This window comes from Streptomyces sp. Ru73 (assembly GCF_002920575.1).
Taxonomy (GTDB): Bacteria; Actinomycetota; Actinomycetes; order Streptomycetales; family Streptomycetaceae; genus Streptomyces.
This window is the reverse complement of record NZ_PQSQ01000001.1, coordinates 212,238-239,067: the sequence shown is the minus strand read 5'-3', so window position 1 is coordinate 239,067 and position 26,830 is coordinate 212,238. Positions and strand designations below refer to the sequence as shown.

Sequence of the window (26,830 nt, the reverse complement as noted above, 5' to 3'; positions counted from 1 at the left end):
CGAGCCGGCCGCGGGGCAGCCCGTGCGCCAGGAGGCGAGCCGGGCGGCGAGTGCGCGGTCGGCGGAGAGCCGGGCGGCGAGCTGCCGGATCTCCTCGTCGCGCGCCGTGGCCCGGGCACGCAGCGCCTGCCGCTCCTCGTCGGCGGCCGACTCGTCGTGCATCGCCGGGTTCGGCGGCACGAGGAAGACGCCGCTGTCCTCGGCCTCCGGAGGCGGGGTCGGCGCGAGCAGCGCAGCGGCCGTGCCGACGGCCACGGCGGACCGGGGCAGCAGCGCGGCCTGCGCCAGCACTTCGCGGGCGCGTGCGTGGGTGTCGGGGTCGGTGATGATGACGCCGTCGACCAGCTCGGGGCGGGCCGCGAGCACGCGGGCGTGGTCGGCGGGGTCGACGGCCTGCGCGAGGTAGCGCCAGCCGGGCAGGGCCGGTACGCCGTGCTCGCCCAGGTACTCGACGGCGGCCAGCACGTCAGGGCCGGGCGGCAGCAGACCGCCGTCGCCGAGCGCACCGAGGATGCGCGCGTCGTCGGCGGCGGCGGTCCGCATCTCGAACAGCTGCCGCTCGGCGGAGCTGACGCTCTCGTCGAGCAGCTCCTGCAGCGCGTCGGCGTTCCGGTCGACCTCTTCGGCGGAGAGGGGGCCGGGGGTGCCCTGGGCGCCGAAGGCACCGGTGGGCCAGGGGCGTGCGGAGGCCGTGCGGTGCGCGTCGGCCGACCGGTGCTGCACGTCGGCCGCACCGTCGTCGGCGTCGCCTTCGTCGTCGGGGCAGGCTTCGCCTTCGGCGGAGGCGGCGTCGGAGGGGGCCTCGGACGGGGCGTCGGAGGAGGCCGCAGGCGCATCGGCGGCCTCGCCCTGCGCGGCATCGGCACCCTCCGCGGGCGTCTCCGCCGCGTCGTACGCATCGTCCGCCGCGCCGTCGCTCCCCTCGGAGTCGATCCGCGCCGAGACCTCGTCCCGGGACCCGGACTCGGCGGCGTACGTGCCGCGTCCCCCGGCAGGCCGCTCGTCGGAAGCGGGCGCCCCGTCGTCGGAAGCGGGTGCCTCATCGTCGTGGGCGGATGCCCCGTCGTCGGCCGAGGCGCCGAGCCCCACGACGCCGGAGGCCCAGGAACCGCCGCCCACGGCCATCGCGTCCGCGGTGCCCGGCGTGCCGGCCGCGTCCGGGGCTGCGGCCGCGCGTACGCCAGAGCTCAGCTGTGCGCCACTGCTGCCCATGACGGGCCCGGCGAAGTACCCGTCGTCCGGCTCGGCGTCGTCCGCACCGGCCGCCACGTCCTCGGCATCGGTCTCCGTGTCGCCTGCCGCCTCGTCCAGCCGGACCGTCACCCGGAGCGGTGGCCGGGACTCGGCGGCGAGGGGGCGGCTGCCGCGCTGGCCCGGGAGGCCCGGCGCGGGTGCGTCCGGGGCCGAGGGCAGGCCCAGCAGCTCGGCGAGACGAGGCTCGGCGCCGATGGACTCGGCGGCGCGGCGCTCCGCGTCGTACGCGCGTTCCGCGGCGAGCGCCGCGTCCTCCGCGCGGGCCGCGGCCAGTTCGGCGCGGGACTGGCGCGCCGCTGCTTCCTTGGCGCGGTCAGCCGTCACCCGGGCGGCCTCGCGCGCGGTGTCCCAGGACTCGACCGCGGCCTTCTCCGCGTCCGTGGCGGCGAGCGCGGCGCGGGCCGGGTCGGCGTCCGGCGCCGAGTCGTCCAGCCAGCCCGCCCGTACGGCCTCGGCGGTCTCCTGCTCGACCTCGGCCAGCCGCTGCTTGAGGTGCTCGGTCTCGCTGCGGGCGCGCTGTGCCGCGGTCGCGGCGGCGGTGGCGTCCCGGTGCGCCGACTCGCCCGCCTCCTGAAGCGCAGCGGACCGCTCCTCCTCCTGGTTCGCCCAGGTCTCCGCCTCGGTGGCGGCGGCGTGCAGCGCCCGTACGAGGTCGGCGGCGGCCTTGCCGCGGGCGGCGAGCGCGGGCGCGGCGTCCCGCTCGGCCTCCTGGATCGCGGCGGCGACCCGTGCCGACCGGTCGGCCGCCGCACGGTGCCGCAGCACGGTTTCGGCGGCCTGCCAGGCGGAGTGCAGCGTACGGGCGTCGTTCAGCTCGCGGCGCTGCGCGGCGGCGCCCTTCTCGGCGGCGGCCAGCGCCAGCGAGGCGTGCCGGTAGGCGATCTCGGCGGAGATCAGGGCGCGGCGCTCGCGAGTGGCCTCGGCCTCCGTGACGGCGTGCGAGGCGGCGGCGACCTGCTCGGCCAGCTCGGCGGCGCGGCCGCGCTCCTCGGTGGCGCGGGCGTGCAGCCGCTGCGCGAGATGGCGCGTGCGGCGCTCGGCCCCGGCGTGCACCTCCCGGGCGCGCTCCCGGTGCTCGGCGTTCTCCGCGATCTTCGAGAGGAGTTCGAGGGAGCCCGCGGTGAAGTCCCGCTCGGCGGTCAGCTCGGCGCGCCGGCCGAGCTTGTGCGCGAAGCCGTGCACGAGGTCGGCGAGGCCGTCGGTGTCGCGGGTGTCCGTGACGGCGCGCAGCAGCAGGTCGGTGAAGTCCGAGTCGTTCTTGACCGCGAAGAGGCCCGCCGCCTCGCCCTCGTCGGCGTTCATCTCGCGCTGGTACCGGAAGAGTTCGGGGTCCAGGCCCAGCTCGCCCAGGTGCTCGTTCCAGCGCTCGTGGATCTCGACCCAGGCCACGTCGAGGTTGGGGTAGTTCTTGCCGGCCTCGGTGAGGGCGTCGCGGAAGCCCTTCATCGTGCGGCGGCGGCCCTGCGCGCCGGACGCGCCCTCGACGATCGGGCGGACGGCGGTGGACTCGGCGACGGGGAGCGAGTCCAGGCTCATGCCGGGTCCGGGCCGGAAGCTGTACCAGGCCTCGGCGAACTTCCGCGGGTCGTTGGAGACCTGACGGCCGCGCCACTCGCTGACCTTGCCGACCACGACCGTCTCGCCGGTCACCGTGTGCTGCCACTCCAGCGCCACGTGGCCGCAGTCGTCGGCCAGCAGGAACTTGCGGAGCACGCCGGAGCTGGCGCCGCCGAGGGTGTTGCGGTGGCCGGGCAGCATGACCGAGAAGATCAGCTTGAGCAGTACGGACTTGCCCCCGCCGTTCTCCAGGAAGAGCACGCCGGCGGGGGCCGGGCGGCGCGGCGGGCCGACCGGCTCCTCCTCGAAGAAGTCCGCCTGGGCCGGGGCCGGTCGGGGCACGGGCTCACCGACTCCGCGCAGGTCCAGGACGGTGTCGGCGTAGCGCGCACCGGCGGGCCCGATGGAGTAGAGGCGAACCCGGGACAGCTCGTACATAGAGGCGGACTCTCGTTGTCGTGACGGTGGTCGGTGGGTGGCCGGCCTGTCTGGCCGGTCTTCGGTCGGTCGTGGCCGCGGTCCTGCGGGGGAACCGCGGACCTGCGGGGCGGGTCAGCCCGAGTGGAAGGGCAGCCCCGCGTCGGCGACCAGCTCCAGGTCGTCGGTGTCCTCGGCGGGCAGCAGCGAGGCGCTGCCGTCCGCTATCGGGACGACGCCCAGCTCCAGCAGCTCGGCCATGGCGGCGGTGCCCGCCATGTCGCGCACCTGGAGCTGGTAGCGCGCCGTGGTGCGGTACGTGCCTCCGGAGTCGTCGCCGGTGCGCTGCAGGAAGCCGGAGTCGACGAGGAAGGAGACGGCCTTGGCGATGATGCCGGTGGTCGAACCGGCCAGCCGCCGCGCGTCCTTGGTGGCGCCCGTCGCGCTGCGCCGCGCGTAGACCCGCCAGGACGCCTCCAGGCCGGGCGCGCCGCTGGTCGGGTCGGTGTTCTCACCGGCCTCGGCGGCGCGCTCCTCCAGGCGGCGGCAGGCCTGGCGGACGAACGCGTCCACGCCGTTGACGGTGACCCGGCCGATGTAGCCGTCGTCGGCGAGGTCCTCGGGGCGCGGGAACGCCATCGCGGCGACGGCCAGGTGCGCGAGGCCGTGCAGGAAGCGGTCGCCCGCGTCGGTGGAGGCACGGCGGGCGTAGTCGCCCATGCGGACCGCGAAGACGGAGTCCTCGGCGGCGGTGACGGCCATGCCCGCGCGGGTGGAGACCTCCAGGACGACCAGGCCGAGCCCGGAGGCGACCGCGTCGGCGAGGCGCGCGAAGGCGGGGTCGTCGCGGTAGCGCCGCAGCAGCTCGCCGTACTCCACGTCGCGGGCCGGCAGCAGCTTGGGCTGGAGGCCGAAGGACACCAGGCGGGCGGCGTCGGCCGCGTCGGCGGGGGTGACCGGCGCGGGGCCCTTGGCGGGCTGCTCCGTCTCGGGTGCGGGCACACCCCAGCCGTCGCCCGCTGCGGCCGTCGGGTCCGGCCGCGCGGCGTCGTCGGCGTCGTACTCGGTCACGAATCTGGCTCCTCGCGGATCACGTCGTCGTCTCTTGTGCGCCCGGCCGCGTGCCCGGCTCCGGCGGCTGGTGTGCGCTCGGCCGCGGGCTCGGCACCGGCGGCTCGTGTGCGCGCCGCCGCGTGCCCGGCTCCGGCGGCCGTCGCTCTCCCGGGTCCGGGCATCACGCCACCTCCGACCGCTCGGCCGCCATGCCGGCCGCGTCCAGCAGGGCCGTGCCCACGATGAGGTCGGCACCGCCGAACTCGGGGTCCACCAGCTCCGTGCCGTCGTCGACCGCGAAGAGCAGCTGCTCCTCCCCCTGGCGGTAGGCCGTGCCGACCGGCGGGCTGGCGGCGTGCACGGCCATCAGCGCGACCAGGTACGGCAGTTCCGGGTCCTGGCGGCGGGCCTCGGCGAGCAGCCCGGAGAGCCGGCGCGGCGCGTCCGGGGGCAGCGTGAGCAGCGCGGTCGCGGCGTCCAGCTGCTCCTCGCTGAACCGGCTGTCGTCGGGCGTGGCGATCAGGTCGGGCTCCGGCATCTCCGCGCCGAGGTGCTCGCGCTCCTGGGGCGGGGTGAGCAGCATCTCGACCAGGTCGCCGACCCGTACGGCGGTGGGCGTGCGCAGCCCGGTGCCCTTGGCGAAGAAGGCGTCGGTGACCCGGGTGGACTGCTCGACGGGCAGCGGCAGTACGGGCGCGACGAGCTGGCCGTACAGGTCGAGCCCGGCGTGCGCTGCGGGCGGCGCGAACGCCTGCCGGTCCTGCTCGGCGCGGAAGAGGGGGCCGGCCTCCAGGAGGCGGGACTGCAGCTGGGTGTGGCGGCGGATGCAGTCCTTGACGATGTCGACCAGCTCGGCGGCGCGCCGCTTGTGCTCGGCGCCCTCGGCCTCGTCGCGGGCGCGGCGGATGTTGGTGAGGATGGCGTTCTCGTGGCGGTACCGGTCGGCGACGTGGTCGAGCGCCTCGGTGATCATGTCGGGGACGGCGCGCAGCCAGTCGACGGCGCGGACGTTGCGCCGGGTCGCGTCGAGGGTCTTGCGGAGCGTCTCGGCGTACTGCACGGTGCGGTACCGCGCCTGCTCGGCGGCGAGCTGGGCGTCGGCGAGACGGCCGCGGCTGATGAGCACCTCGAGCTTGACCTCGGCGGCGATCTGGGCGCTGGTGACGTCCGTGTCCAGCGCGCCGACCAGGACGTTGACCGCCTCGTCGGTGGTGCGGAGGTAGACCGTGCCGCCGGGGCCGGGGACCTCCTCGATGAGCTTGAAGTCGTAGTCCCTGCGGACGTAGTCGCCGTCGGCGGTGAACGTGCCGTAGACCGCGCGGAAGCCGCGGTCCACGCTGCCGACGTTGATCAGGTTCTCCAGGACCCAGCGGGCGACGCGCTCGTGCTCGGCCGCCGGGCGCTGCGGGGCCTGCGCCGCGATGCGGGGCTGCAGCCTGGCCACTATCTGCTCGTGGTCGGCTCCGGTGTCGAAGTCCATGTGCAGCGTGACGAGGTCGATCGCGGCGAGGGCGACCTCGGCCATGGCGTAGACGCCGTACTCCCCCGCGAGGTTGGCCTTGCGCGCGTCGAGGTCGTGCAGCGGGGCCGTGCACGCGAGCGCGCGCAGCCGCCGGGCCAGGCCCTCGTCGGCAGCCGGGCCCGGCGCGGGGCGCGTCACCCCGCTGAACTGCGGCGCAACGCTCTGGGGGGATGGAGAAGTCACGGTGAACAGATTAGGCCGTCGCACTGACAACGGACGAAACGGCGCGGCCCCGCGGATCAGTGTGTGGCGCCGCCCACAGCCTTGATGTCCTCGGTGCGGCCCGCCGCCGTGACCATGATCACGCGGAGCGCTTCGGCGGTGGCCGTGACCGGCAGCGACGGCGCGCTCTTGTCGGTGACCTGCGCGGGAGTGTACGGCACGTGCACGAAGCCGCCGCGTGCCGCGGGCCGTTCGGTGGCCAGCAGGTGCATCAGCCCGTAGAAGACATGGTTGCAGACGAAGGTGCCGGCGGTCTGCGAGACGGCGGCGGGCAGTCCGGCCTCACGGACCGCGGCGACCGCTGCCTTGATCGGGATGGTGGCGAAGTACGCGGCCGGGCCGTCCGCGACGATCGGCTCATCGACCGGCTGCGCACCCGAATTGTCGGGAATGCGAGCGTCGTCGACGTTGATGGCCACACGTTCGACGGTCACGTCGGGGCGCCCGCCGGCCTGGCCGACGCAGAGCACCACTTCGGGGTCGGCCGCCGCGACGGCCGTACGGAGCGCGTCGAGCGCGTCCCCGAAGACGCAGGGCAGCTCGGCCGTCGCGACCTCGACGCCGGGCGGCGGGTCGGCGGCGACGGCCTGCACGGCCTGCCAGGAGGGGTTGACGTCGCTGCCCTCGAAGGGGTCGAAGCCCGTCAGGAGTACCCGTGTCATGCGCTGTTCCTCGGAGTGGAGCGAGTGCGGTGCCAGGTCAGAAGGCGAAGGCGGACATGATGACGATGTTGCAGCCGAGCAGCACGACCGCGGTCGGCAGCTGGGCCTTGATCGGGCCGTACTGGTCCTTCAGCTCCAGCAGCGCGGCCGGTACGACGTTGAAGTTGGCGGCCATCGGCGTCACGAGGGTGCCGCAGAAGCCGCACAGCATGCCGATCGCGAGCACTGCCGGCGCGTTGCCGTGCGCCTGCTCGATGAGGACGGGCCAGCCGACGGCGGCGGTCATGACGGGGAAGGCGGCGAAGCCGTTGCCCATGATGACCGTGAACAGGAACATCCCGACGCAGTAGACGACGACCGCGGTGATGACGGAGCCGTGCGGCAGCACCGCCTCGGTGAGGATGCCGACCTGCTTGCCGACCCCGGAGACCGCGAAGATCGTGCCGAGCGTGGCCAGGAGCTGCGGCAGCAGCATCGCCCAGCCCATGGACTCCAGCATGGAGCGGCCCGAGTGCAGGGGCGCGGCGACGCTCTTCTCACGCAGCATCACCATGGCGAGGACGAGCGCCACGATGGCGCCGATGCCGAGGCCGAGGATGGTCTCGCTGCCCTCCTGGAGGAGCGGTGCGCCCCCGAAGGAGAGCTTCGGGACGAGGACCGCGCACACGAGGGCGACGGCCGGGATGGTGAGCGCGGGCACGAACAGCTTGCTGCCGTGCTTTCGGGCGCTCGCCCGCCGCTCTTCCGTAGAGGTCGTACGGGCGTTGCCGCGCCCGGTGAACCCGAAGGCGGCGAGGCAGATCATCACGAGTACGGCGGCGCCCAGCGGCTCGGCCGGCGCGGACTTGTCGACGACCCAGGAGCTGTACACGAAGCCGGCGCCGAGCAGCCCCCAGAAGGCGCCGGTGCCGAAGCGCTTCGGGTTGCTGCGGTCGGCCGCCATCTGGGCGGCCATCACCAGGAAGAGCGCGCCGACCAGCCAGTAGAACCACTCTGCCTTGATCACTTCACGGCCTCCTGGGGGGCGGGCGCCGCCTGGGCGCCGAGCAGTTCGCGCGCCATCGTGCGGTCCAGACGCAGCAGCCGGAATCCGTGCACCGCGAGCGCGCACAGCGCGGTCGGGATGGCCCAGAGCGCGAGCTGCAGGGGTTCGAGGTGGGTGTGGTACGTGGAGTTGGCGAAGCCGGTGATGAGCAGGATCGAGCCGACCGCGAGGAAGACGTCCTCACCGAAGAAGAGCCCGACGTTGTCGGCGCTGGCGGTGAAGGAGCGGATCCGCTCCCGGGTCTTGTCCGGCAGCGTCCCGTAGCGGCGCTCGGCCGCGCCCTCGGCCATCGGGGCCGCGAGCGGGCGCACGGTCTGCGCGGGCCCGAAGAGGTCCCGCAGGCCGAGCGCGGCGAAGCCCTGGCGCAGTACGAGGTACAGCGTGAGGAAGCGCCCGGTGGTCAGCTTCGAGAAGCGCGAGATGAGGTTGCGGGCCTGCTCCTGGAGGCCGTAGCGCTCCAGGAGGCCGATGACCGGCAGCGTGATGACGAAGATCGTCACGGCTCGGCTGGAGGCGAAGCCGTCCCCGAAGGCCGCGAGGACCTTCTGCGGGGACAGCCCGCCGAGGAAGCCGGTGGCGATGCCTGCCACCCCCACCACCAGCAGGGGGTTGCGCCGCGTGGCGAAGCCGATGATCACCACGAGAACGCCCAGAAGAACGATCACCGGGACCGCCTTTCGCACGCAGGGCCCCACGGACGTCGTGAGGATGTGCCAGGACGGTAGAGGATCGTTCTACGATCCGACAATAGGTTGAACGTTATGTTACTTGCCGGAAACTTGTTCGGCGACGCGCTGGGCGTACGCGCTCGACAGCTGGGCCCGGGAATCCTCCAGGTAGGACGCGAGCAGCCGTTCGGCCTGCACGGTGTCGCCCTCCTGCAGCGCCTCGAGGATCTGCCGGTTGCGCGTGAGGTACGGCTCGTGGAAGCGGCGCGGGTCGTCCATCACGTGGAACACCAGCCGCAGCTCCGCGAGGACGCCGCGCATCAGCTCGTCCGTGCGCGGGCTGCCGGCCAGCGCGACCAGCGCCTGGTGGAAGCGGATGTTGGCCGTCGAGAGGTCCTGCCAGGACCGCTCCAGCGCCGCCCGCTCGCCCGCCACCACGGCCGCCTCCACCTGCTCCAGGTCGTACGGCGGCAGGCCCAGGCCGCGGACGACGGCGCACTCGACCATCCCGCGCACCTGGTAGATGTCGTCGAGGTCGGCCGTCGCGACGACCCGCACGAAGACGCCGCGGTTCAGCTCGTGCACCAGCAGCCGCTCGTGCGTGAGCAGCCGGAACGCCTCCCGCAGGGTGTTGCGCGAGACCCCCAGCGCCCCGCCGATGGAGTCCTCCGACAGCCGTACGCCGGGCGGGAAGAAGCCCTCGGCGATGCGGTCGCGCAGGATGTCGGCGACCCGCTCGGCGGTGCTCGTCCGCCCCAGCAGCGCCCGGTCCACCGCCAGCCCGGCCGGCTCCGCGAACCCCCGGTCGATGCCCTTCGCCACGTCGTGCCTCACTTTCGTCCCCCGGTCACCGCGACCCAGTACGGCGGCCGCACGGCCGCTCGCGAGGGCACGCAGTCAATCCCAGATCGCCGCACAAGACAACAACCCTCTTGTCCTATCGTTCAACAATCCTCTAGCTTGAGGCGGTAACCGGTCGGCCCGAGCGCCCCAGGAGGACAGCCGCTACGGAACGGGCCGGCCGGCTCTGCCTTGCCCTGCCCGCGTCCGGCCCCGCCGGCCCAGTTGGAACGGACCCTCATGACGGACCCGGTGATCGACCTCAACGCCGACCTCGGTGAGGGGTTCGGGCGGTGGCACCTCACCGACGACGACAGTCTCCTCTCCGTCGTCACCAGTGCCAACGTCGCGTGCGGATTCCACGCGGGCGACCCCTCCACGATGCGCCGGGTGTGCGAGACGGCGGCCGAGCGCGGCGTCCGCATCGGCGCCCAGGTCTCCTACCGCGACCTGGCCGGCTTCGGCCGCCGCGCCATGGACGTGCCCCCGGACGAACTCGCCGACGAGATCGCCTACCAGATCGGCGCCCTGGAGGTCTTCGCGCGCGCCGCCGGGTCCCGGGTCTCGTACGTCAAGCCGCACGGCGCGCTGTACAACCGTGCCGTGCACGACGCCGAGCAGGCCGCCGCCATCGTGGCGGGCATCCGGCGCGCGGCCGGCCCGCTGCCCGTGCTCGGCCTTCCGGGCTCGGAGTTGCACGCGGAGGCGCGCGCCGCGGGACTGCCCGCCGTCGCCGAGGCGTTCGCCGACCGCGCCTACACCGCGGCCGGCACCCTGGTCCCGCGCCGCGAGCCCGGCGCCGTCGTCCACGACCCGGACGCCGTCGTCAAGCGCTCCCTGGGCCTCGCCCGCGACCACGCCGTCACCTCGATCGACGGGGAGCGCGTGGAGGTCGATCTGCAGTCGCTGTGCCTGCACGGGGACACCCCGGGCGCCGCGGCCCTCGCCCGGCGCGTACGGCACGAGCTGACGGCCGCCGGCGTCCGCGTGGCGGCGTTCGCATGAGCGCACCCCCGACCGCCTCCGCCTCGGCCGAGGACCGGAGCCTGCGTCTGCGCACCCTCCCCGTGGGCGACCACGGGCTGCTCGTCGAACTGGACAGCGGCGAAGCCGCCGAAGCGCTCCACGCCGAGCTGCTGCGCCGCGCCGCGGCCGGCCTGCTGCCCGCCACCCGTGAGATCGTGCCCGCTGCGCGCACCGTGCTGCTCGACGGGCTCGCCGACCCGGAGCGGTTCGCCGCCGAACTGGCCCGCTGGGACGTGCCGCCGGCCGCGCGCTCCGGTGCGCGGGCCATCGAGGTCCCCGTCCGCTACGACGGCCCCGACCTGGCCGACGTCGCCGCGCTGTGGGGCGTCACCCCGGACGAGGTCGTGCGGATCCACTCCGGCACCGAATTCCGCGTCGCCTTCTGTGGCTTCGCCCCCGGGTTCGGCTACCTCACCGGCCTTCCCGAGCGCTACCACGTGCCGCGCAGGGCCACCCCGAGGACCCGCCTCCCGGTCGGCTCCGTGGCCCTCGCGGGTCCGTACACGGGGGTGTACCCGCGTTCCTCCCCCGGTGGCTGGCAGTTGCTCGGCACTACGGACGCCGTGCTGTGGGACTCCTCCCGGGAGCCCGCGGCGCTGTTCACACCCGGCACCCTCGTCCGCTTCGTCCCCCAACCGCTCGACCCGCACCCGGAGGCGGCCCAGTGACCGACCGCGCCTTCGCCGTCGTACGCGCCGGGGCACTGACCACCGTCCAGGACCTCGGCCGCGCCGGCCACGCCCACCTGGGCGTCCCGCGCTCCGGCGCGCTCGATGCCGCCGCGCACCGGCTGGCCAACCGCCTCGTCGGCAACACCCCCGAAGCCGCGACCCTGGAAACCACCGTCACCGGCTGCGCGGTACGGGTGCGGTGCGCGGTCACCGTGGCCGTCACCGGAGCGCCGTGCCCGGTGACCGTCGACGGCCGCCCCGCCGCCTGGGGCGCCCCCGTGCACGTGCCGGCCGGCGCCGTACTGGAGCTGGGCACCGCCACCCACGGGCTGCGCAGCTACCTGGCCTTCGCGGGCGGCGTCGACGCCGAGCCGGTGCTCGGCAGCCGCGCCACCGACCTCCTCTCGGGGCTCGGCCCCGACCCGCTCACCGACGGCGCCGTGCTGCCGCTCGGCACACCGGGCGCCCCGGCCCCCGCCGCCGACGCGGTGCCGCACGCCGGGCCGGTGCGCGAGCTGGTCCTGCCGGTCCGGCTCGGGCCGCGCGACGACTGGTTCACGGCGGCGGGGCTGCGCACCCTCCTGACGGGCGTCTGGCAGGTGTCCTCCGCGAGCAACCGCATCGGGCTGCGCACCGAGGGCCCGGCCCTGGAGCGCGCCCGGGACGGCGAACTCCCCAGTGAGGGCATGGCGCTGGGCGCCGTCCAGGTGCCCCCGAACGGCCTCCCGGTGCTCTTCCTCGCCGACCATCCGACGACCGGCGGCTACCCGGTCATCGCGGTCGTGCAGGAGGCCGCGCTGCCGGCCGCCGCACAGGCCGCGCCCGGCACCCCGGTGCGCTTCGTACGCGCACATCGCAGCCCCCGGGTGCGCGGCGCCTGAGCCTCCTTCGGGGGCGGCGGCCGCGTCGCCCCCGAAGAGGCGTGGCGTCGCTACTCCTCGTGCCTCCGCGCGCTGCGCGCCAGGACGACGAGGGAGCAGACCAGCGACACCACGACCAGCACCATCTGGTAGACCGCGACGGGCACGATGGAGCCGCCGCCGGCGGTGAACAGCCACTCGCCCACCAGCGGCGCCGTGCCGCCGATCAGTGCGGAACACAGCTGGTAGGACAGGGAGATGCCGGTGTAGCGGACACGGGCGGGGAACGCCTGGGCGAGCAGGCCCGCCAGGATCGCGTAGTTCATCGCGCCGGTGACGCCCACCAGCGAGATGCCGAACCCGGCGGCGACAGCGTCCCCTGTGGCCACGAGCGCGTACATGACCGGCACCAGCAGGAAGTTGAGCGTCAGCAGCACGCCGACCGTGCGGGCGGTGCCGAACCGCTCCGCGAGGACCACGCCCAGCGGCTGCACGAGGAACTGCGCGACGCTGTAGCACAGCAGCACGTTCAGCATGGTGGAGCGGTCGAGGCCGAGGTCCCCGGTGGCCCAGGAGAGGATGAACGTGGTGATGAAGTAGGTCGCCGCGATGCCGATGGAGCTGGCCAGCACGCCGAGCACGAGGGTGCCCGGGTGGCGCCGCAGCACCTCGCCGAGCGGCACCCGCGCCACCTCGCGTTCCGCGCGCAGCCGGGTGAACTCCGGTGACTCCGCCACCCGCAGCCGGATCACCAGCCCGACGACCACCAGCACGGCCGAGGAGACGAACGGCAGCCGCCAGCCCCAGGCGTCGAACGACGCGTCCGGCAGCTGGGAGAGCAGCGCGAAGCTGAGCGTGGCGAGGATCGAGCCGGCCGGCGAGCCCTGCTGCGCGAAGGCCCCGAAGGACAGCCCGCGGCCCCTGGGCGCGTGCTCGGACGCGATGAGCACCGCACCGCCCCACTCGCCGCCCACAGCGACGCCCTGCACCATGCGCAGCACGATCAGCAGCACGGGTGCCAGCAGTCCCGCACTGCTGTACGTGGGCAGCAGCCCTATGAGAGTCGTCGCGACGCCCATCATCAGGAGCGTCGTCACGAGCGTCTTCTTGCGGCCGATGCGGTCCCCGAGGTGCCCGAAGACGATGCCCCCGAGGGGGCGGGCGAGGAAGCCCAGCCACAGGGTGCCGAAGGAGGCCAGCGTCCCGGTGCCCGAGGAGGTGGCGGGGAAGAACAGCTTGCCCAGGACCAGCGCGGACGCGGTGCTGTAGATGTAGAAGTCGTACCACTCGATGGTGGTGCCGATGAACGAGGCGAGCCCCGCCCGGCGTGCGGTGCGGCTGTCGCCGCCTTCGTGCGCCGCTGTTCTGCCCGCGGGCTCCGTGGTGGCGTCCATGTCAGCGCCCCGAGATGCGGTCGGCGACCTTCGCGATCGGTGCTGTGGTGGTGCGGCGCGCCGCCTCGCTGCGGTCCGCCGCCCGGTAGGCGGCGTACATGCCGTGCACGCCGAGCCAGCGGGCGGGCTCCGGCTCCCAGGACCGGGCCCGGTGGCCGGTCCACGGCAGCCGCGTCAGCGCGGTGTCCCGCTCCAGGACGAGATCGCGCAGGGTGCGGCCCGCCAGGTTGGTGGCCGCGACGCCGTGCCCGACGTAGCCGCCGGCCCAGCCCAGCCCCGTGGCCCGCTCGAAGGAGACGGAAGCGCACCAGTCGCGCGGCACGGCCAGCACCCCGGACCAGGCGTGGTCGATCCGCGCGCCGGCGGTCGGCGGCAGCAGCCGGTTCAGGGTGTCGCGCAGCGCCCGCACGGTCCTGGGGCTGGTGTGCCCGTCCCGGTCCACGCGGGACCCGAAGCGGTACGGGACGCCGCGCCCGCCGATCGCGATCCGGCCGTCCGCGGTGCGCTGCGCGTACATGTAGGCGTGCGTGAGGTCGCTGAGCAGTTCGTGGCCGTCCCAGCCGATGGCCTTCCAGACGGCGTCGGGCAGCGGCTCCGTGACGACCATGGAGGAGTTCATGGGCAGCCAGGTGCGGCGCTCACCGTGGAGGTCACCGGTGAAGCCCTCGGTGGCCCGCAGGACACGCCGGGCGCGCACCGTCCCGAAGGGCGTCTCGGCGCGTCCGGGGGCGATGCGGGTCACCGGCGTCGATTCGTGGATGGTCACCCCGAGGGCGGAGACCGCGCGGGCCAGTCCCTGGACGAGCTTGGCCGGGTGGACACGAGCGCAGTGCGGGTTGTGCACGCCGCCCAGTGCGCCGGCCACATCGATGCGGTCGCGCACCTCGCGCCCCGAGAGCAGCACCTCGTCCTCGTTGCCCCAGTAACGCGACTTCTCATGGGCGGCGCGCAGCCGCGGCAACTGGGCGGGCCGGTGCGCCACGCTCAGGTAGCCGCTCTTGACCACGTCGGCGTCGATGCCCTCGGCCGCGGCCACCGCGATCACCTCGTCCACCGTCGCGTGCATGGCCCGCTGCAGCTCCACCACGGCCTGCCGGCCGCGCTTCCGTGCGTACGCCTCGGGCGAGCCGGCGATCTTCGCGCTGAGCCAGCCGGCGTTCCGCCCCGAGGCGCCGAAGCCGGCGAACTCCCGCTCCAGGACGACGATGTCCAGCCCCGGCTCGGCCTTCTTGAGGTAGTACGCGGTCCACAGCCCGGTGAAGCCGGCGCCGACGATGCACACGTCGGCGCTCACCGGACCGGTCAGCGGGTCGCGCCGGCTGGGCACGCCGGTCTGGCGGTACCAGAAGGAGATGTTGCCGTTCCACGTCATCGCGTCCTCCGTCGCTCAGTAGCTGGGCGGGCTGATCACCCACAGGACCCTGGCGCCGGCGCCGCCGGTCTCCAGGAGCCGGTGCGGGACGGCGCTGCTGTGCCGGATGCTGTCGCCGGGCCCGAGGGCGAAGCGCTCCTCCCCGAGGTGCAGTGCGACCTCCCCCTCCAGCACATAGAGGAACTCCTCGGAGTCGCCGTGCGTGTAGGGCCGGTCGCCGGTGGACCCACCGGGCTCGAACTCGCCGAGGAACGCCTCCAGATGGTGCTGTGGCCCCGGTGTGAGCCGGAACTTGCGGCCCAGGACGCCGAACGTCAGGCTCGGCGCCGCAGCCGCCCTCAGGACCCGCGGACCGGTGGTGTAGTCGGCGGCGAACAGGTCGCCCATCTTCAGGCCGAGCGCCCCGGCGATCTGCCGGAGCGTGGCGATGCTCGGGTTGGCGATGCCGCGCTCGACCTGGCTGAGGTACCCCTCGCTGATGCCGGCCGCTTCGGCGACCGCCCGCAGGGTCAGCCGCCGGGCGCGGCGCAGTACACGCAGCCGGTCGCCCACGGGGACGTCCCCGGCCCCCTCGTCGCGCGACGCGTCGGGCTCGTGTGCCATGACCGGGAAGGTAAAGAACTCCTGCCCCGCGGACAAGAGTTCTTGCACAGCACCTCAGAAATCTTTACCGGCACCGGGCGCCGTCACTGCCGGCCCCGGGCGCCGGTCACGAGGTCGGCCGCCCGTACCCGCCGCCGCCCGGCGTGCGGAGCACCAGCACGTCCCCGGCGGCCACCTCGGCCGCGTCACAGCCCGCCAGCCGCTCCGTACGGCCGTCAGCGCGCTCCACGACGTTCTCGCCCGGTGCGCCCGGCTCGCCGCCCGCCATGCCGTACGGCGGCACCCTGCGGTGCCCGGTCAGCAGCGCGACCGTCATCGGCTCAAGGAAGCGGATCCGGCGGACGACGCCGCAGCCGCCGTGCCATTGCCCGCGGCCGCCGCTGCCCTCCCGTACCGAGAAGTCCTCCACATGCACGGGATAGCGCCACTCCAGCACTTCGGGGTCGGTGAGCCGGGAGTTGGTCATATGGGTCTGCACGGCGTCGGCGCCGTCGAAGCCGTCGCCCGCGCCCGATCCGCTCGCGACCGTCTCGTAGTACTGCACCCGGTCGTTCCCGAAGGTGACGTTGTTCATCGTGCCGGAGCCCTCGGCCTGGACGCCCAGCGCCCCGTAGAGCGCGCCGGTGACCGCCTGGGAGGTCTCCACGTTCCCCGCGACGGTGGCGGCCGGGAAGACCGGCGCGAGCATCGAGCCCTCCGGGATGCGCACGTCGAGGGGCTTCAGGCAGCCGCTGTTGAGCGGGATGTCGTCGGCGACCAGGGTGCGGAACACGTAGAGCACCGCGGCCATCACCACCGAGCTGGGCGCGTTGGCGTTGCCGGGCTGCTGCGGCGAGGTCCCCTCGAAGTCGAGCACCGCGCTGCGGGAGGCCCGGTCCACGGTCAGCGCGGCCCTGATCTCCGCGCCGCTGTCGGTCTCGTACCGGAAGGATCCGTCGGACAGCCCGGCGATGATCCGGCGCACCGACTCCTCGGCGTTGCCCTGCACGTGCCCCATGTAGGCGCGCACCACGTCCAGGCCGAACTGCCCGATCATCTTGTGCAGTTCCCTGATGCCCTTCTCGTTGGCGGCGATCTGCGCCCGGAGGTCGGCGATGTTGGCATCCGGGGAGCGCGAGGGGTACGGCCCTTCGGTGAGCAGCCGCCGCGTCTCCTCCTCGCGCAGCCTGCCGTCGCGCACGAGGAGCCAGTTGTCGAAGAGCACGCCCTCCTCCTCGACCGTGCGGCTGAAGGCGGGCATGGAGCCCGGCGTGATGCCGCCGATCTCGGCGTGGTGGCCGCGGGACGCCACCAGGAAGAGCAGCTCCTCGCCCCGCTCGTCGAAGACGGGGGTGACGACCGTGACATCGGGGAGGTGCGTGCCGCCGTGGTACGGGTCGTTGATCGCGTACACGTCCCCGGGGCGCATGTCGTCCGTGCGCCGCCGCAGCACCTCCTTGATGGACTCGCCCATCGAGCCCAGATGGACGGGGATGTGCGGCGCGTTGGCGATGAGGTTGCCGTCGGCGTCGAAGAGCGCGCACGAGAAGTCGAGCCGCTCCTTGATGTTGACGGAGTGCGCGGTGTGTTCGAGGCGCACGCCCATCTGCTCGGCGATGGCCATGAAGAGACTGTTGAAGACCTCCAGCATGACCGGGTCGGCGGCGGTACCGACGGCGGTGCGCTCGGGGCGCGCCTCGACGCGGGTGAGCAGCAGGTGCCCCCGGTCACCCGCGGCCGCCTGCCAGCCCGGGTCGACGACCGTGGTGGCGTCGTCCTCCACGACGATCGCGGGCCCGGTGACGGTGTCGCCCGGCCGCAGGTCCGTACGCCGGTACAGGCGGGTCTCCCGCCACTCCCCGGCCACGAACGTCCGGACCGTGTCCAGCGGCCGCAGCGGGCCCTCCCGGTCGGCCGCGAGGCTGCGGTGGCCGGACGTGCCGCCGGCCGCGCCGACCGCCTCCACGGAGACCGCCTCGGCGATCAGCGGCTTGTCCATGGTGAAGGCGTACCGGGTGCGGTGCACACGGGCGAACTCGGCGGCCATCTCGTCGGCACCGGCGAGCGGTACGGGGATGCCGGCGTCGGTGCCCGCGTACCGGAGGACGACGCGGGCGCGGGTGGTGATGCTCTCCTCGGGCACGCCGTCGGCGCGGAGTTCGTCGCGGGTACGGTCGGCGAGCTCGTCACAGGTGGCGCGTACGCGGTCCATGGCGCCGGGCGTCAGCTCGGTCTCGATGGCCTGCTCGCGCATCGCGGTGGCGTCGGCGACCCCGATGCCGTACGCGGAGAGCACGCCGGCCAGCGGCGGCACGACGACCGTGCCGATGCCGAGCGCGTCGGCGACCGCGCAGGCGTGCTGGCCGCCCGCGCCGCCGAAACTGGTGAGCGCGTACCGGGTCACGTCGTGGCCGCGCTGCACGGAGATCTTCTTCACCGCGTTGGCCATGTTGAGCACGGCGATGTCCAGGAAGCCGGCGGCGACCTCCTCGGGACCGCGCCGGTCCCCCACCGCCTTCTCCGCCTCCCGGGCCAGCTCTTCGAAGCGCTGCCGTACCACGTCCGCGTCCAGCGGCTCGTCACCGTGCGGCCCGAACACGGCCGGGAAGTGCGCGGGCTGGATACGGCCCAGCATGACGTTGGCGTCGGTGACGGTGAGCGGGCCGCCGCGGCGGTAGCAGGCGGGCCCCGGGACGGCGCCGGCCGAGTCGGGCCCCACCCGGTAGCGGCGCCCGTCGAAGTGCAGGACGGAACCGCCGCCCGCCGCGACCGTATGGATGTTCATCATGGGCGCGCGCATCCGTACGCCCGCGACCTCGCTGCCGAAGACCCGCTCGAACTCCCCCGCATAGTGCGACACATCCGTGGACGTGCCGCCCATGTCGAAGCCGATCACCTTGTCGTGCCCGGCCTCGGCGGCGGAGCGGACCATGCCCACCACACCGCCGGCCGGCCCGGAGAGCACGGCGTCCTTGCCCCTGAAGTGCTCGGCCTGCCGCAGCCCCCCGTTGGACTGCATGAACATCAGCCGGATGCCGGGGAGCTGTGCGGCGACCTCCTCCACGTAGCGCCGCAGGATGGGAGACAGGTAGGCGTCCACCACGGTGGTGTCGCCGCGCGGGACGAGCTTCATCAGCGGGCTCACCTCGTGCGAGCAGCTGATCTGGGTGAAGCCCGCCTCCGTGGCCAGCGCGGCGAGCGCCTTCTCGTGCGCCGGGTGGCGGTACCCGTGGAGCAGGACGACGGCGGCGCTGCGGAAGCCCGCTTCGTACGCGGCGGCCAGCGCGTCCCGGGCGGCACCGGCATCGAGGGGCGTGACCGTCGCACCGTGCGCGTCCACGCGCTCCGGTACCTCGATCACCCGGTCGTACAGCGCGTCCGGCAGCACGATGTGCCGGTCGAACAGCCGGGGCCGGTTCTGGTAGGCGATCCGCAGCGCGTCCCGGAAGCCGCGGGTGGTGACGAGCACCGTGGGCTCGCCCTTGCGTTCCAGGAGGGCGTTGGTGGCCACGGTGGTGCCCATCTTGACGACGGCCACCCGGTCGGCGGGCACCGGCTCCCCCGGCGCGATCCCCAGCACCTCACGGATGCCGGCGACGGCCGCGTCGTCGTACCGCTCGGGGTGGTGCGAGAGCAGCTTCCGGGTGAGCAGCGTGCCGTCCGGCCGCCGCGCCACCACGTCCGTGAAGGTCCCGCCCCGGTCGATCCAGAACTCCCAGCGTCCCGTCATGCGCCCATTGTGACGGCGGAGTCCCGAAGGCGGACCGGCACGGGCGGACGGCGCGTTGCCCACCGGGCGCCCGGGCGCGCGGCCTCCGGCGCCCCGCACTCCGCGCCTTCGGGACCGGCCGATGCTCAGGCAGCCCCCTCGAGTGCCGACGCACGGGACGGCGTGAGCGGGGCCGCGTCGTGGGCGGCCAGGAAGGCGTTGACCGCGGCGTGCCAGCCGAAGTCCTCGGCGCGGCGACGGGCGGCGGCGCGGCGCTGCTCCTCGGGGCGGGCCAGGACGCGGCGGACGGCGGCGGCGATGCTGTGCCCGTCGTCGAGGGCCGTGTCCCCCGCGGAACCGATGAGCCCGGCGAGCGCGGAGCCGGCGTTGGCCACGACCGGCGTGCCGCAGGCCATCGCCTCCAGTGCGGCGAGCCCGAAGGTCTCGGCGGGGCCAGGCGCCAGGAGGACGTCGGCACTGGCCTGGAGGGCGGCGAGCGTGTCCGCGCCGGCGACGTGGCCGAGGAAGGCGACCGGCAGCCGCTCGGCGCGGGCGCGGGCCTCCAGGCGGGCGCGGAGCGGCCCGTCACCGGCCACGGCCAGCGCCGCGTCCACCCCGTCGGCGCGGAGCCGGGAGAGGGCGTCCAGGGCCCTTCCCGGGCGCTTCTCCACCGACAGCCGGGAGCACAGCAGCAGCACGGCGGACGCACCGCCGCCGGTCCGCCGGCGCAGCTCCTCGCTGCGGCAGCCGGGGTGCGCACGGGCCAGGTCGACGCCGAGCGGCGCGGTGACCACGTTGCGCGCGCCGGTCCTGGCGAACTCGGCCGCCGCCCACTCCGTCGTGCACACGATGCGGCTGTAGGCGTGTGCCGTACGGGAGTTGAGCCGGTCGGCGACCGACCGCGCGGCGTACCGGGGCACGCCCCACGTGTGCAGCACCCCGTCCACGCTCTCGTGCGAGACCATCACCGCGGGCACCCGGGCGCGCCGGGCCCACTCACCGGTCCAGCGCAGCGTCGTGCGGTCGGAGACCTCCAGACGGTCCGGGGCCAGCGTACGCAGCAGTTGCTCCAGGCGCGCGCGTCCCGTGAGAACGCGGTAGCCGCCCGTGCCGGGCAGCACCGGCCCCGGGAGCGTGATCACCCGGCCCTGCGGGGTGCGTTCGTCGCTCGCGGCCGGGCCCGGCACGACGAGCACCGGATCGTGCCCTGCGGCCCGGTAGCCCTCGCCCAGTTCGCGCAGGGCCGTGCGCAGCCCGCCCGACGCCGGGGTGACGAAGTTCGCCAGCCGCACGATGCGCAGCCCCTCGCGCCGCATGCTTCCGCGCCGGGCCGCGCCCGCGCCCGGCTGCCTCCCGATGTGGTCCGTACCGTCGCGCCTCATGCCGGCACCGCCTCCCGTTGTCCCAGTACGTCCTCGTAGTGCGCCAGCAGCCGGTCGCCGACGGCCTCCCAGGTACGGTCCGCCACCGCCGCCCGGCCCGCCGCCCCGTAAGCGGCACGCAGCCGCGGTGCGGCGGCCAGCACCTGCACCGCGTCCCGTACCGCAGCGGCGTCCCCCGGTGGCACGAGCAGCCCCGTGCTCCCGTGCGCCACCAGGTCCAGCGGGCCGCCCGCCGCCGGCGCCACCACCGGCACCCCGCTGGCCATCGCCTCCTGCACGGTCTGCCCGAAGGTCTCGTGCGCCCCCGTGTGCACGAAGACGTCGAGGCTGGCGAAGAGCCGGGCCAGCTCGTCACCGGTACGGCGGCCGAGGAAGCGCGCCTCGGGGAGCGCCGCGCGCAGCCCCGGGGCGCTCGGCCCGTCGCCGATCACGACGGTCCGCACGCCCGGCAGCCGGGCCGTCTCGCGCAGCAGCCCGACCTCCTTCTCCGGCGCGAGCCGCCCGATGTACCCCACCAGCACCTCGCGCCCGGCCGCCAGCGAGCTGCGCAGCACCTCGTCGCGGCGGTCCGGGTGGAACCGCATGGAGTCCACGCCGCGCGGCCACAGGCTGACCCGGGGCACGCCGTGCTCGGCCAGCTCCCGGGCCGCGGCGGTGGAGGGCGCCAGGGTGCGGTCGGCGGCGCTGTGCACCGCGCGCAGCCGCCGCCAGGCCGCCGCGCTGCCCGTGCCCAGGTAGGTCCGGGCGTAGCGGCCCAGGTCGGTCTGGTAGACCGCGACGGCGGGCACCCCGAGGCGGGCCGCCGCGGCCATGCCGCGCACGCCGAGCACGAAGGGGCCGGCGAGGTGGACGAGGTCGGGCCGGTGCGCGGTGAGCGCGGCGGCCAGCCGGCGGCCCGGCAGGGCGATCCGCACCTGCGGGTAGCCGGGCAGCGGCAGGGACGGCACCCGGACGACCGGGCACGGCGGGGTGCGCCCGGCCGCCGGGTCCTGGGCCGTGGCCGGGGCGACGACCAGCGGCTCGTGGCCGCGCCGCACCAGGTGGCGGGCGGTTTCCAGGGTGCAGTGTGCGACGCCGTTGACGTCGGGCGGGAAGGATTCGGTGACGATGGCGACACGCATACCCGTGTTGTCGGCGGGCCGGGCGTGGACGGGGCCAAGGGGATCTTTCCAACGGGGGAACGTCCCATGAGCGTTGCGTCGTCGCCGGAGTGGGCGGCGGGGACCGGCTGCCCCGCGGGGCCCGAGTGTCGTGACAGGACGGTGGCGCGCGGCGCGCCCGTCGCCGCTTCCGCTACGCCCTGCCCAGTAGGCGCGTCCACGCTCCTGCAGGCGGCGCCCCGGCCTGCCACGACCGGGTGGCGGGCGCCATGCGTCGTACGGAGGCCGAGGACGCGCCACAGAGGTGCCGCGGGCGGGGGTCACTCACCGCACGAAGCGGGCGTCACGCGCCATAGGAGGCGAGCGTTGCGCGCCATACGAAGCGGGCGTCACGCGCCGCACGAGGCGGGCCGCGACGGGGCGCACGGGGGCAGCGCGTACCGGGCCGCTTCAGGGTGAGCAGGCGCGCGGCCCCCCCCCGGAGCGCGGCTCGGATTTCGGCTCAGACCTCCGCGGCGTCCGGGCCGATCCGGCCCCGTACCGCCGTCTGGACCTCGGTCTCCTCGGCCGGGTCGGCGGCCAGCCGGCGGAGCTGTTCGACGACGCGCGCGTCGCCGGTCGCCGCGGTACGGGCGGCGAGTTCCCGGGTGGTCTCCTCGCAGTCCCACAGGCACTCGACGGCGAAGCCCGCTGCGAAGCCGGGGTCGGTGGCCGCGAGCGCGGCGGCTGCACGGCCGCGCAGGTGGGAGGAGGAGGTCTCGCGGTAGATGTGGCGCAGTACCGGCGCCGCGCACTCGACGCCGAGCCGTCCGACGCCGTCGGCCAGCTCCCACAGCCCGGCCGCGTCCGGGCCCTCCGACTGCACGGTCCTGCGGAGCGCGGCCAGCACGGTGTCGGCGTCCCCGGCGGCGCCGCGGCGGGCCAGCAGCCCGGCGGCCACGGCGCTCAGCCGGTCCGTGCGGTGGGCCCAGATCCGGGCGCGCTCGATGGCTGCGACGGCGCGCATGCGGACGAACGCGCTGGTCGCCGCTTCCGTGAGCTCCGCCGAACCGAGCGGGTCGGACACGGCGGCCTCGATCAGGTCGAGCGCTTCGGGGTCGCCGCGCTCGGCGAGGTGACGCAGGGCCGCGGCGCGCGCGGCGTCCGGGCCACTGCGCGCGGCGGCCAGCAGCTCGGGGCGGTCCTCGGGGCCGGCCACCGCTGCCAGGCAGCGGGCCGCGGCTCCGGTCCGCCACTCGGCGGGCCCGGCGGCCCGGCCGTCCTCGGCCCACTGCAGGATCTCCCGGACGCTCCAGCCGGGGCGCGGGCCGCTCGGCGTCAGCTGGCGCTGCCAGCGGTCGAAACTGCCCTGCTCATGGGCGGCGCGGACCCGCGCGCCGTACCGGGCGTCCTCGGCCCACAGCCGCCAGGGGCGGGGCTCGAACGCGTCCCGTACGGCAGCGGCCAGCTCGGCCTCGCCCTCGGGGGTCTCCGGGAAACGGGCCAGCACGGCGGGCGCCAGGGAGCGCAGGCCGTCGTCGTCGTCGCGCAGCGCGAGCTCGTCCAGGGCCCAGCGCCAGTTGCCGCCGACCGCGGCGTAGCTGCGCAACAGGAACAGCGCGGCGTCACGCCCGTAGGAGGCGAGGTGGCCCAGTACGGAAAGGGCGAGACCGGTGCGCTCCTCGCGGGTGTCGGTGCGGTCGTCGGGGTGGAAGAGGTGCCGTTCGATCTCTTCGAGTCCGCCGTCGAGCTGCAGGTAGAGGCGTGCGTAGTACAGCGAGCGGTTCTCCAGCTGCCAGTCGCGCCGGGGGTCGCGCAGCACGCAGTCGTCGAGGGCGGCCAGGGCCTCGGCCCGGGGCGCCGCCAAGGCATGCAGGGTCCCGTCGCCGCGGCCTCGCTGGAGGAGGCCGAGCAGGGTGCCACTGGGCGCTATGTCTGGATCGAACATGAGGTCAGCATCCGGTGCGGGGGACTGGCTGGCAACGGGATTTCCGCTGACCGGCATTCTTGCCGGTGTCCGCGGGCCGTATGCGTCGTTGCCACAGTGGATCGGCGGAACGACTGCCGTACGGCGGCCGAAGCCTAGCCCGGAGCGACGGATTCCGCAGCGCTCGGTAGGGTTGCGGAGGCGCAGCCGGTGGCATATGCCGTGTGCACCACCGTATCGGGTCATGCCAAATCCCTTACGCGGCGTCGCGGCCTGTGCAACAGTCGTAACCGGCCCTTCCGTCAGACATGGCCGACAAGGCCGGAGACATGGCCGAGCGCCGCCTGATATCGGAGTACGTCATGCCGTCCCATCTCTTCGCGGACCACCCTCACGCGCAGCCGCCGGAGCGCGGCGCGGTCGACGCACTCATTTCGCAGGCCCGTCGGCTCCGCGGCGGTCTGGACGCCGTGCGGCGCGAGGCCGCGGCCGGCGGATTCCCCGACGAGGACGCCCGGCTGCGCTGGCAGCGGGCCCTGTGCGACCTCGCGGTCCACCACCTCGACGACCTCGGCGGCCATCTGGACCAGCTCAGAGAGGGCCTGCCGGGCGGCCCGGCGGACGGCTCCGACGACTCCCTGCAGCTGCCCGCCGCCCCGCCCGACCCGGACCCCGAGGCCCGCGCCCGCGGCTCGCTGCTGAGCCGTGTGGGCAGCGCCGAGTGGAATCTGCTCACCGACGAGGTGAGCTGGTCCGACGAGCTGTACGGGATCTTCGGCCGGGACCCGGCCGACGGGCCCCTGACCCTGGACGAGCTGCCGTCCCTGATCTTCTGCGACGACCAGCCCCAGCTGACCGCGATGGTCACGGACTGCCTGGTGGACGGCAAGCCGATCGACGGCGAATTCCGCATCGTGCGCCCCGACACGAGCGTGCGCACGGTGCACATGGTGGGCGAGCCGGTGCTCGACGCCGACGGCAGCACGGCCTGCATGTGGGCGGTGCTGCGGGACGTCAGCGAGCTGCGCCGCAGCCAGCGGGCGGTGCGCGAGACCCGTGACTCGCTGCAGCGCCAGCGGCACATCGCGCAGACCGAACACCGGCTTGCGGTCGAGCTGCAGGAAGCCGTGCTGCCGCCGTGGCGCGGCTCCCTGCGGTTCCCGCACGGCGGCCCGGCCGCCCTGGACCTGGCCGCCCATTACCTCCCCTCCGGATCCAGCGCCCTGATCGGCGGCGACTGGTACGACGCGCTCCAGCTGCCCGACGGGCGCACCCTGCTCAGCGCCGGCGACCTCACCGGCCACGGCGTCGCGGCCACCGGCGGCATGGCGATGCTGCTCGGCGCGCTGCGCGGCATGGCCGTCTCCGGCCAGGAGCCGGGCCCCCTGATGGGCTTCCTGAACCAGCTCCTGGACGCCTCGGCACAGCCCGCGCTGGGCAGCGCCGTGTGCTGCCGCTTCGACCCGGCCACCCGCCGGCTGGACTGGGCGCAGGCCGGACACCCCGCCCCGCTGCTGTTCCGGGACGGGCACGGCCGGGAGCTGCAGCCGCCCGAGGGCGTGCTGCTCGGCGCGACCTCGGGGGCCACGTACGCGCAGCGCAGCGAGCAGCTGGCCCCGGGCGACCTCCTCGTGCTGTACACCGACGGCCTGGTGCCCTGCCGCCGTACGGCCGAGGCGGACGGCGCGCACGAAGGCACCGAGCGGCTGCTCGCCCTGGCCCCGCGGTTCGCGGGGGCACGGAGCGCGCAGGACAGCGTCCGTATCGTCGTCGAGGAGTTCGGCAGCGCCGAACGGGAGGACGACGCGTGCGTACTGATCGCCAAGGTCTGTGACGGAAACAGGCCCAGCTGAAACTGGCCCAGCGCTGAACAAGCCCGGTTGAACAAGCCCAGCTGAAACGACCGCCGGGCTGAATCGACCGCCGTAAGCCGGCGAAGAAGGGCGTGCGGAAAGGGAAAAGCGCCCCGAGGTCTTGGGGGCGTCTTCCGCGCTCTCCCGGCACCGTCCGCCCGCCCCGAGGGGCGATGGGGGCGCCGAAGCCGGCAGGCGGCCGCTCAGGCCCGGCCGGTGCCTTCCCTGGGCTTCTTCTGCTTGGGCAGCGCCAGTTCGATCTCCTCGCGGAGCGCCTGCACCTTGGGGTAGTCGGCGTACTGCCCCGTCAGGCGGTACATCTCGCGCAGCCGGTCCCAGGTGCGGTGCGAGGAGTTCTCCCCGATCGACATCAGCGCCAGGCGGGCGTACCGGTCGGCCTGTTCGGGGTCGTTGGCGATGAACAGGGCCGAGGCCATCGACAGGTAGTCGAAGATCTGCGAGCGCTGGTAGCCGTCCCGGCGCAGTGCCAGTGCCTGCTGGGCGTGCCCCTGGGCGATCTTGGCCGCCTTGGGGTCGTGCTCGGCGAGCGTGCGGTACGCCAGCGCCTGCATGCCGTGCAGGTCGGCCTCGTCGAAGTTCTGCATCCAACTGGGCGGCGGCACGTCGCGCTTGTCCGAGACGAACAGCTCCTCGGCCTCCCCGAGGGTGCGCCGCATCGCCTGCCCCTGGCCCTTGGACGCCTGCGCCCATGCCTCGATCGTGTGCAGCATCGCACGCGTGCGCGGCAGGGTCTGGTCGCCGGAGCCGGACTGGGCGAGCTTCATCAGGTCCAGCGCGTCGTCGGGCCGGCCGAGGTGCACCATCTGCCGGGCGGCCCGGGACAGCGCCTCCCCCGCCCGCGGCCGGTCGCCGCCCTCGCGGGCCGCGTGCGCGGCGATCACGAAGTACTTCTGCGCCGTGGGTTCCAGGCCCACGTCGTGCGACATCCAGCCGGCCAGGACGGCGAGGTTGGCCGCCACACCCCACAGCCGCCGCTGGAGGTGATCGGGGTGGCGGTAGGAGAGCATGCCGCCCACCTCGTTGAGCTGGCCCACCACGGCCTTGCGCTGCAGCCCGCCGCCGCGGGCCGCGTCCCAGGCGCGGAAGACCTCCACCGAGCGCTCCAGGGCGTCGATCTCCTGGGAGCCGACGGGGGCCGCTTCGTAGCGGTCCAGGCCGGCCTGGTCGGCGGTGTGGGGGGACAGGGGGTTGTCGGTACGGGGGGCGTCGGCTGCCAGGGCCGGGTCGGCGTGCAGCCAGTCGTACATGGCGCTGCTGAGCGCGGAGCCCGCGGCGAGCGCCGCGCCCGCGCCCACCAAGCCGCGTCGGTTGAGCATGAGGTCCATTCCCGTGAATTCCGTGAGGACCGCGGCCGTACGGTCGGGCGGCCACGGCAGGCCGTCGGCGGCCTGCCGCTTCCCCGCGCGCCCGGAGCGTGCGAAGCCGAGGTCCTCGATGGTTACGACACGGCCGAGGCGCTCGGTGAAAAGGGACGCCAGTACCTTCGGTACGGGATCGCGCGGGGTCTCCCCCATGTCGATCCAGCGCCGTACTCGGGACGTGTCGGTCGCCAGCTGCGGATGGCCCATGGCCGCCGCCTGCCGGTTGACCAACCTCGCCAGCTCGCCCTTCGACCAGCCGGCGAGCTGGAAAAGGTCCGCGAGACGGGTGTTCGGCTCCCTGTTCACGTCAAGCCCCCAGGTTCCTCGACTGAGTTGACAGTAACCGGCCGTCA

The 26,830-nt window shown here is 74.6% G+C and carries 18 protein-coding genes and 1 pseudogene; 4 read left to right on the top strand and 15 right to left on the bottom strand.

What is annotated here, in order from left to right:
* The 7 genes and pseudogenes from C3486_RS36860 to C3486_RS01015 all read right to left on the bottom strand — a co-directional run.
* A pseudogene (locus C3486_RS36860) lies at positions 1-3,249 on the bottom strand (hypothetical protein); the annotation flags it as partial.
* Positions 3,250-3,363: 114 nt separating this feature from the next.
* Positions 3,364-4,299 carry a hypothetical protein gene (locus C3486_RS01040; RefSeq protein WP_103830565.1) on the bottom strand — a complete coding sequence of 312 codons (936 nt, stop codon included), beginning with the start codon at positions 4,297-4,299 and terminating at the stop codon, positions 3,364-3,366.
* Positions 4,300-4,462: 163 nt separating this feature from the next.
* Complete coding sequence (locus C3486_RS01035; protein WP_103830564.1) at positions 4,463-5,986, bottom strand: hypothetical protein; 1,524 nt, start codon at positions 5,984-5,986, stop codon at positions 4,463-4,465.
* 56 nt (positions 5,987-6,042) lie between these two features.
* Positions 6,043-6,687, bottom strand: a complete 645-nt coding sequence (gene pcp / locus C3486_RS01030; RefSeq protein WP_103830563.1) for a pyroglutamyl-peptidase I — start codon at positions 6,685-6,687, stop codon at positions 6,043-6,045.
* Positions 6,688-6,724: 37 nt separating this feature from the next.
* Positions 6,725-7,693: a DUF979 domain-containing protein gene (locus C3486_RS01025; protein WP_103830562.1), complete on the bottom strand. Its 969-nt coding sequence runs from the start codon at positions 7,691-7,693 to the stop codon at positions 6,725-6,727.
* A complete protein-coding gene (locus C3486_RS01020) occupies positions 7,690-8,397 on the bottom strand; it encodes a DUF969 domain-containing protein (protein ID WP_103830561.1) in 708 nt (235 codons plus the stop codon). Before C3486_RS01020 ends, C3486_RS01025 begins: the two co-directional genes overlap by 4 nt.
* A 99-nt stretch (positions 8,398-8,496) precedes the next feature.
* Positions 8,497-9,234, bottom strand: coding sequence for a GntR family transcriptional regulator (locus C3486_RS01015; protein ID WP_374936825.1), 738 nt, complete (start codon positions 9,232-9,234; stop codon positions 8,497-8,499).
* Between the two features lie 246 nt (positions 9,235-9,480).
* Between C3486_RS01015 and C3486_RS01010 the strand changes: the two genes are divergently transcribed.
* Genes C3486_RS01010 through C3486_RS01000 form a run of 3 tightly spaced genes read left to right on the top strand, consistent with a single transcriptional unit; the run spans position 9,481 to position 11,818 of the window.
* On the top strand, positions 9,481-10,245 hold the full coding sequence (locus tag C3486_RS01010) for a LamB/YcsF family protein (protein ID WP_103830559.1): 765 nt from the start codon (positions 9,481-9,483) through the stop codon (positions 10,243-10,245).
* Positions 10,242-10,934 (top strand): 5-oxoprolinase subunit PxpB, encoded by a 693-nt coding sequence (gene pxpB / locus C3486_RS01005; protein WP_181138395.1) that lies wholly within the window; start codon positions 10,242-10,244, stop codon positions 10,932-10,934. The genes C3486_RS01010 and pxpB overlap by 4 nt, the downstream gene beginning before the upstream one ends.
* Entirely contained in the window at positions 10,931-11,818 is an 888-nt protein-coding gene (locus C3486_RS01000) for a biotin-dependent carboxyltransferase family protein (protein WP_103830558.1), read from the top strand. The genes pxpB and C3486_RS01000 overlap by 4 nt, the downstream gene beginning before the upstream one ends.
* A 50-nt stretch (positions 11,819-11,868) precedes the next feature.
* Here C3486_RS01000 and C3486_RS00995 read toward each other — a convergent pair whose 3' ends face one another.
* The 7 genes from C3486_RS00995 to C3486_RS00965 all read right to left on the bottom strand — a co-directional run bounded on the left by C3486_RS00995 (position 11,869) and on the right by C3486_RS00965 (position 23,263).
* Positions 11,869-13,191 carry an MFS transporter gene (locus tag C3486_RS00995; protein ID WP_103830557.1) on the bottom strand — a complete coding sequence of 441 codons (1,323 nt, stop codon included), beginning with the start codon at positions 13,189-13,191 and terminating at the stop codon, positions 11,869-11,871.
* Position 13,192: 1 nt separating this feature from the next.
* Complete coding sequence (locus C3486_RS00990) at positions 13,193-14,563, bottom strand: FAD-binding oxidoreductase (RefSeq protein ID WP_103830556.1); 1,371 nt, start codon at positions 14,561-14,563, stop codon at positions 13,193-13,195.
* A gap of 15 nt (positions 14,564-14,578) precedes the next feature.
* Positions 14,579-15,166, bottom strand: a complete 588-nt coding sequence (locus tag C3486_RS00985) for a helix-turn-helix domain-containing protein (RefSeq protein ID WP_103830555.1) — start codon at positions 15,164-15,166, stop codon at positions 14,579-14,581.
* Positions 15,167-15,272: 106 nt separating this feature from the next.
* Positions 15,273-18,875, bottom strand: coding sequence for a hydantoinase B/oxoprolinase family protein (locus C3486_RS00980; RefSeq protein ID WP_103830554.1), 3,603 nt, complete (start codon positions 18,873-18,875; stop codon positions 15,273-15,275).
* Positions 18,876-19,000: 125 nt separating this feature from the next.
* Positions 19,001-20,170 (bottom strand): glycosyltransferase, encoded by a 1,170-nt coding sequence (locus C3486_RS00975; RefSeq protein ID WP_258052518.1) that lies wholly within the window; start codon positions 20,168-20,170, stop codon positions 19,001-19,003.
* A gap of 62 nt (positions 20,171-20,232) precedes the next feature.
* Positions 20,233-21,357 carry a glycosyltransferase family 1 protein gene (locus C3486_RS00970; protein ID WP_103830552.1) on the bottom strand — a complete coding sequence of 375 codons (1,125 nt, stop codon included), beginning with the start codon at positions 21,355-21,357 and terminating at the stop codon, positions 20,233-20,235.
* A 481-nt stretch (positions 21,358-21,838) separates the two neighbouring features.
* Positions 21,839-23,263: a hypothetical protein gene (locus tag C3486_RS00965; RefSeq protein WP_103830551.1), complete on the bottom strand. Its 1,425-nt coding sequence runs from the start codon at positions 23,261-23,263 to the stop codon at positions 21,839-21,841.
* 341 nt (positions 23,264-23,604) lie between these two features.
* Here C3486_RS00965 and C3486_RS00960 point away from each other — a divergent pair, with 341 nt between their 5' ends.
* A complete protein-coding gene (locus C3486_RS00960; protein WP_103830590.1) occupies positions 23,605-25,095 on the top strand; it encodes a PP2C family protein-serine/threonine phosphatase in 1,491 nt (496 codons plus the stop codon).
* A gap of 203 nt (positions 25,096-25,298) precedes the next feature.
* On the opposite strand, the gene C3486_RS00955 is transcribed toward C3486_RS00960, so the two are convergent.
* On the bottom strand, positions 25,299-26,783 hold the full coding sequence (locus C3486_RS00955; RefSeq protein WP_103830550.1) for a hypothetical protein: 1,485 nt from the start codon (positions 26,781-26,783) through the stop codon (positions 25,299-25,301).
* Positions 26,784-26,830 lie beyond the last annotated feature (47 nt).

Coding starts and splice junctions, on each gene's coding strand:
- C3486_RS00995 (WP_103830557.1), bottom strand. CDS start 13,191: ATGGACGCCACCACGGAGCCCGCGGGCAGAACAGCGGCGCACGAAGGC.
- C3486_RS00960 (WP_103830590.1), top strand. CDS start 23,605: ATGCCGTCCCATCTCTTCGCGGACCACCCTCACGCGCAGCCGCCGGAG.
- C3486_RS00970 (WP_103830552.1), bottom strand. CDS start 21,357: ATGCGTGTCGCCATCGTCACCGAATCCTTCCCGCCCGACGTCAACGGC.
- C3486_RS00965 (WP_103830551.1), bottom strand. CDS start 23,263: ATGTTCGATCCAGACATAGCGCCCAGTGGCACCCTGCTCGGCCTCCTC.
- C3486_RS00980 (WP_103830554.1), bottom strand. CDS start 18,875: ATGACGGGACGCTGGGAGTTCTGGATCGACCGGGGCGGGACCTTCACG.
- pxpB (WP_181138395.1), top strand. CDS start 10,242: ATGAGCGCACCCCCGACCGCCTCCGCCTCGGCCGAGGACCGGAGCCTG.
- C3486_RS01010 (WP_103830559.1), top strand. CDS start 9,481: ATGACGGACCCGGTGATCGACCTCAACGCCGACCTCGGTGAGGGGTTC.
- C3486_RS00985 (WP_103830555.1), bottom strand. CDS start 15,166: ATGGCACACGAGCCCGACGCGTCGCGCGACGAGGGGGCCGGGGACGTC.
- pcp (WP_103830563.1), bottom strand. CDS start 6,687: ATGACACGGGTACTCCTGACGGGCTTCGACCCCTTCGAGGGCAGCGAC.
- C3486_RS00990 (WP_103830556.1), bottom strand. CDS start 14,563: ATGACGTGGAACGGCAACATCTCCTTCTGGTACCGCCAGACCGGCGTG.
- C3486_RS00975 (WP_258052518.1), bottom strand. CDS start 20,170: ATGCGGCGCGAGGGGCTGCGCATCGTGCGGCTGGCGAACTTCGTCACC.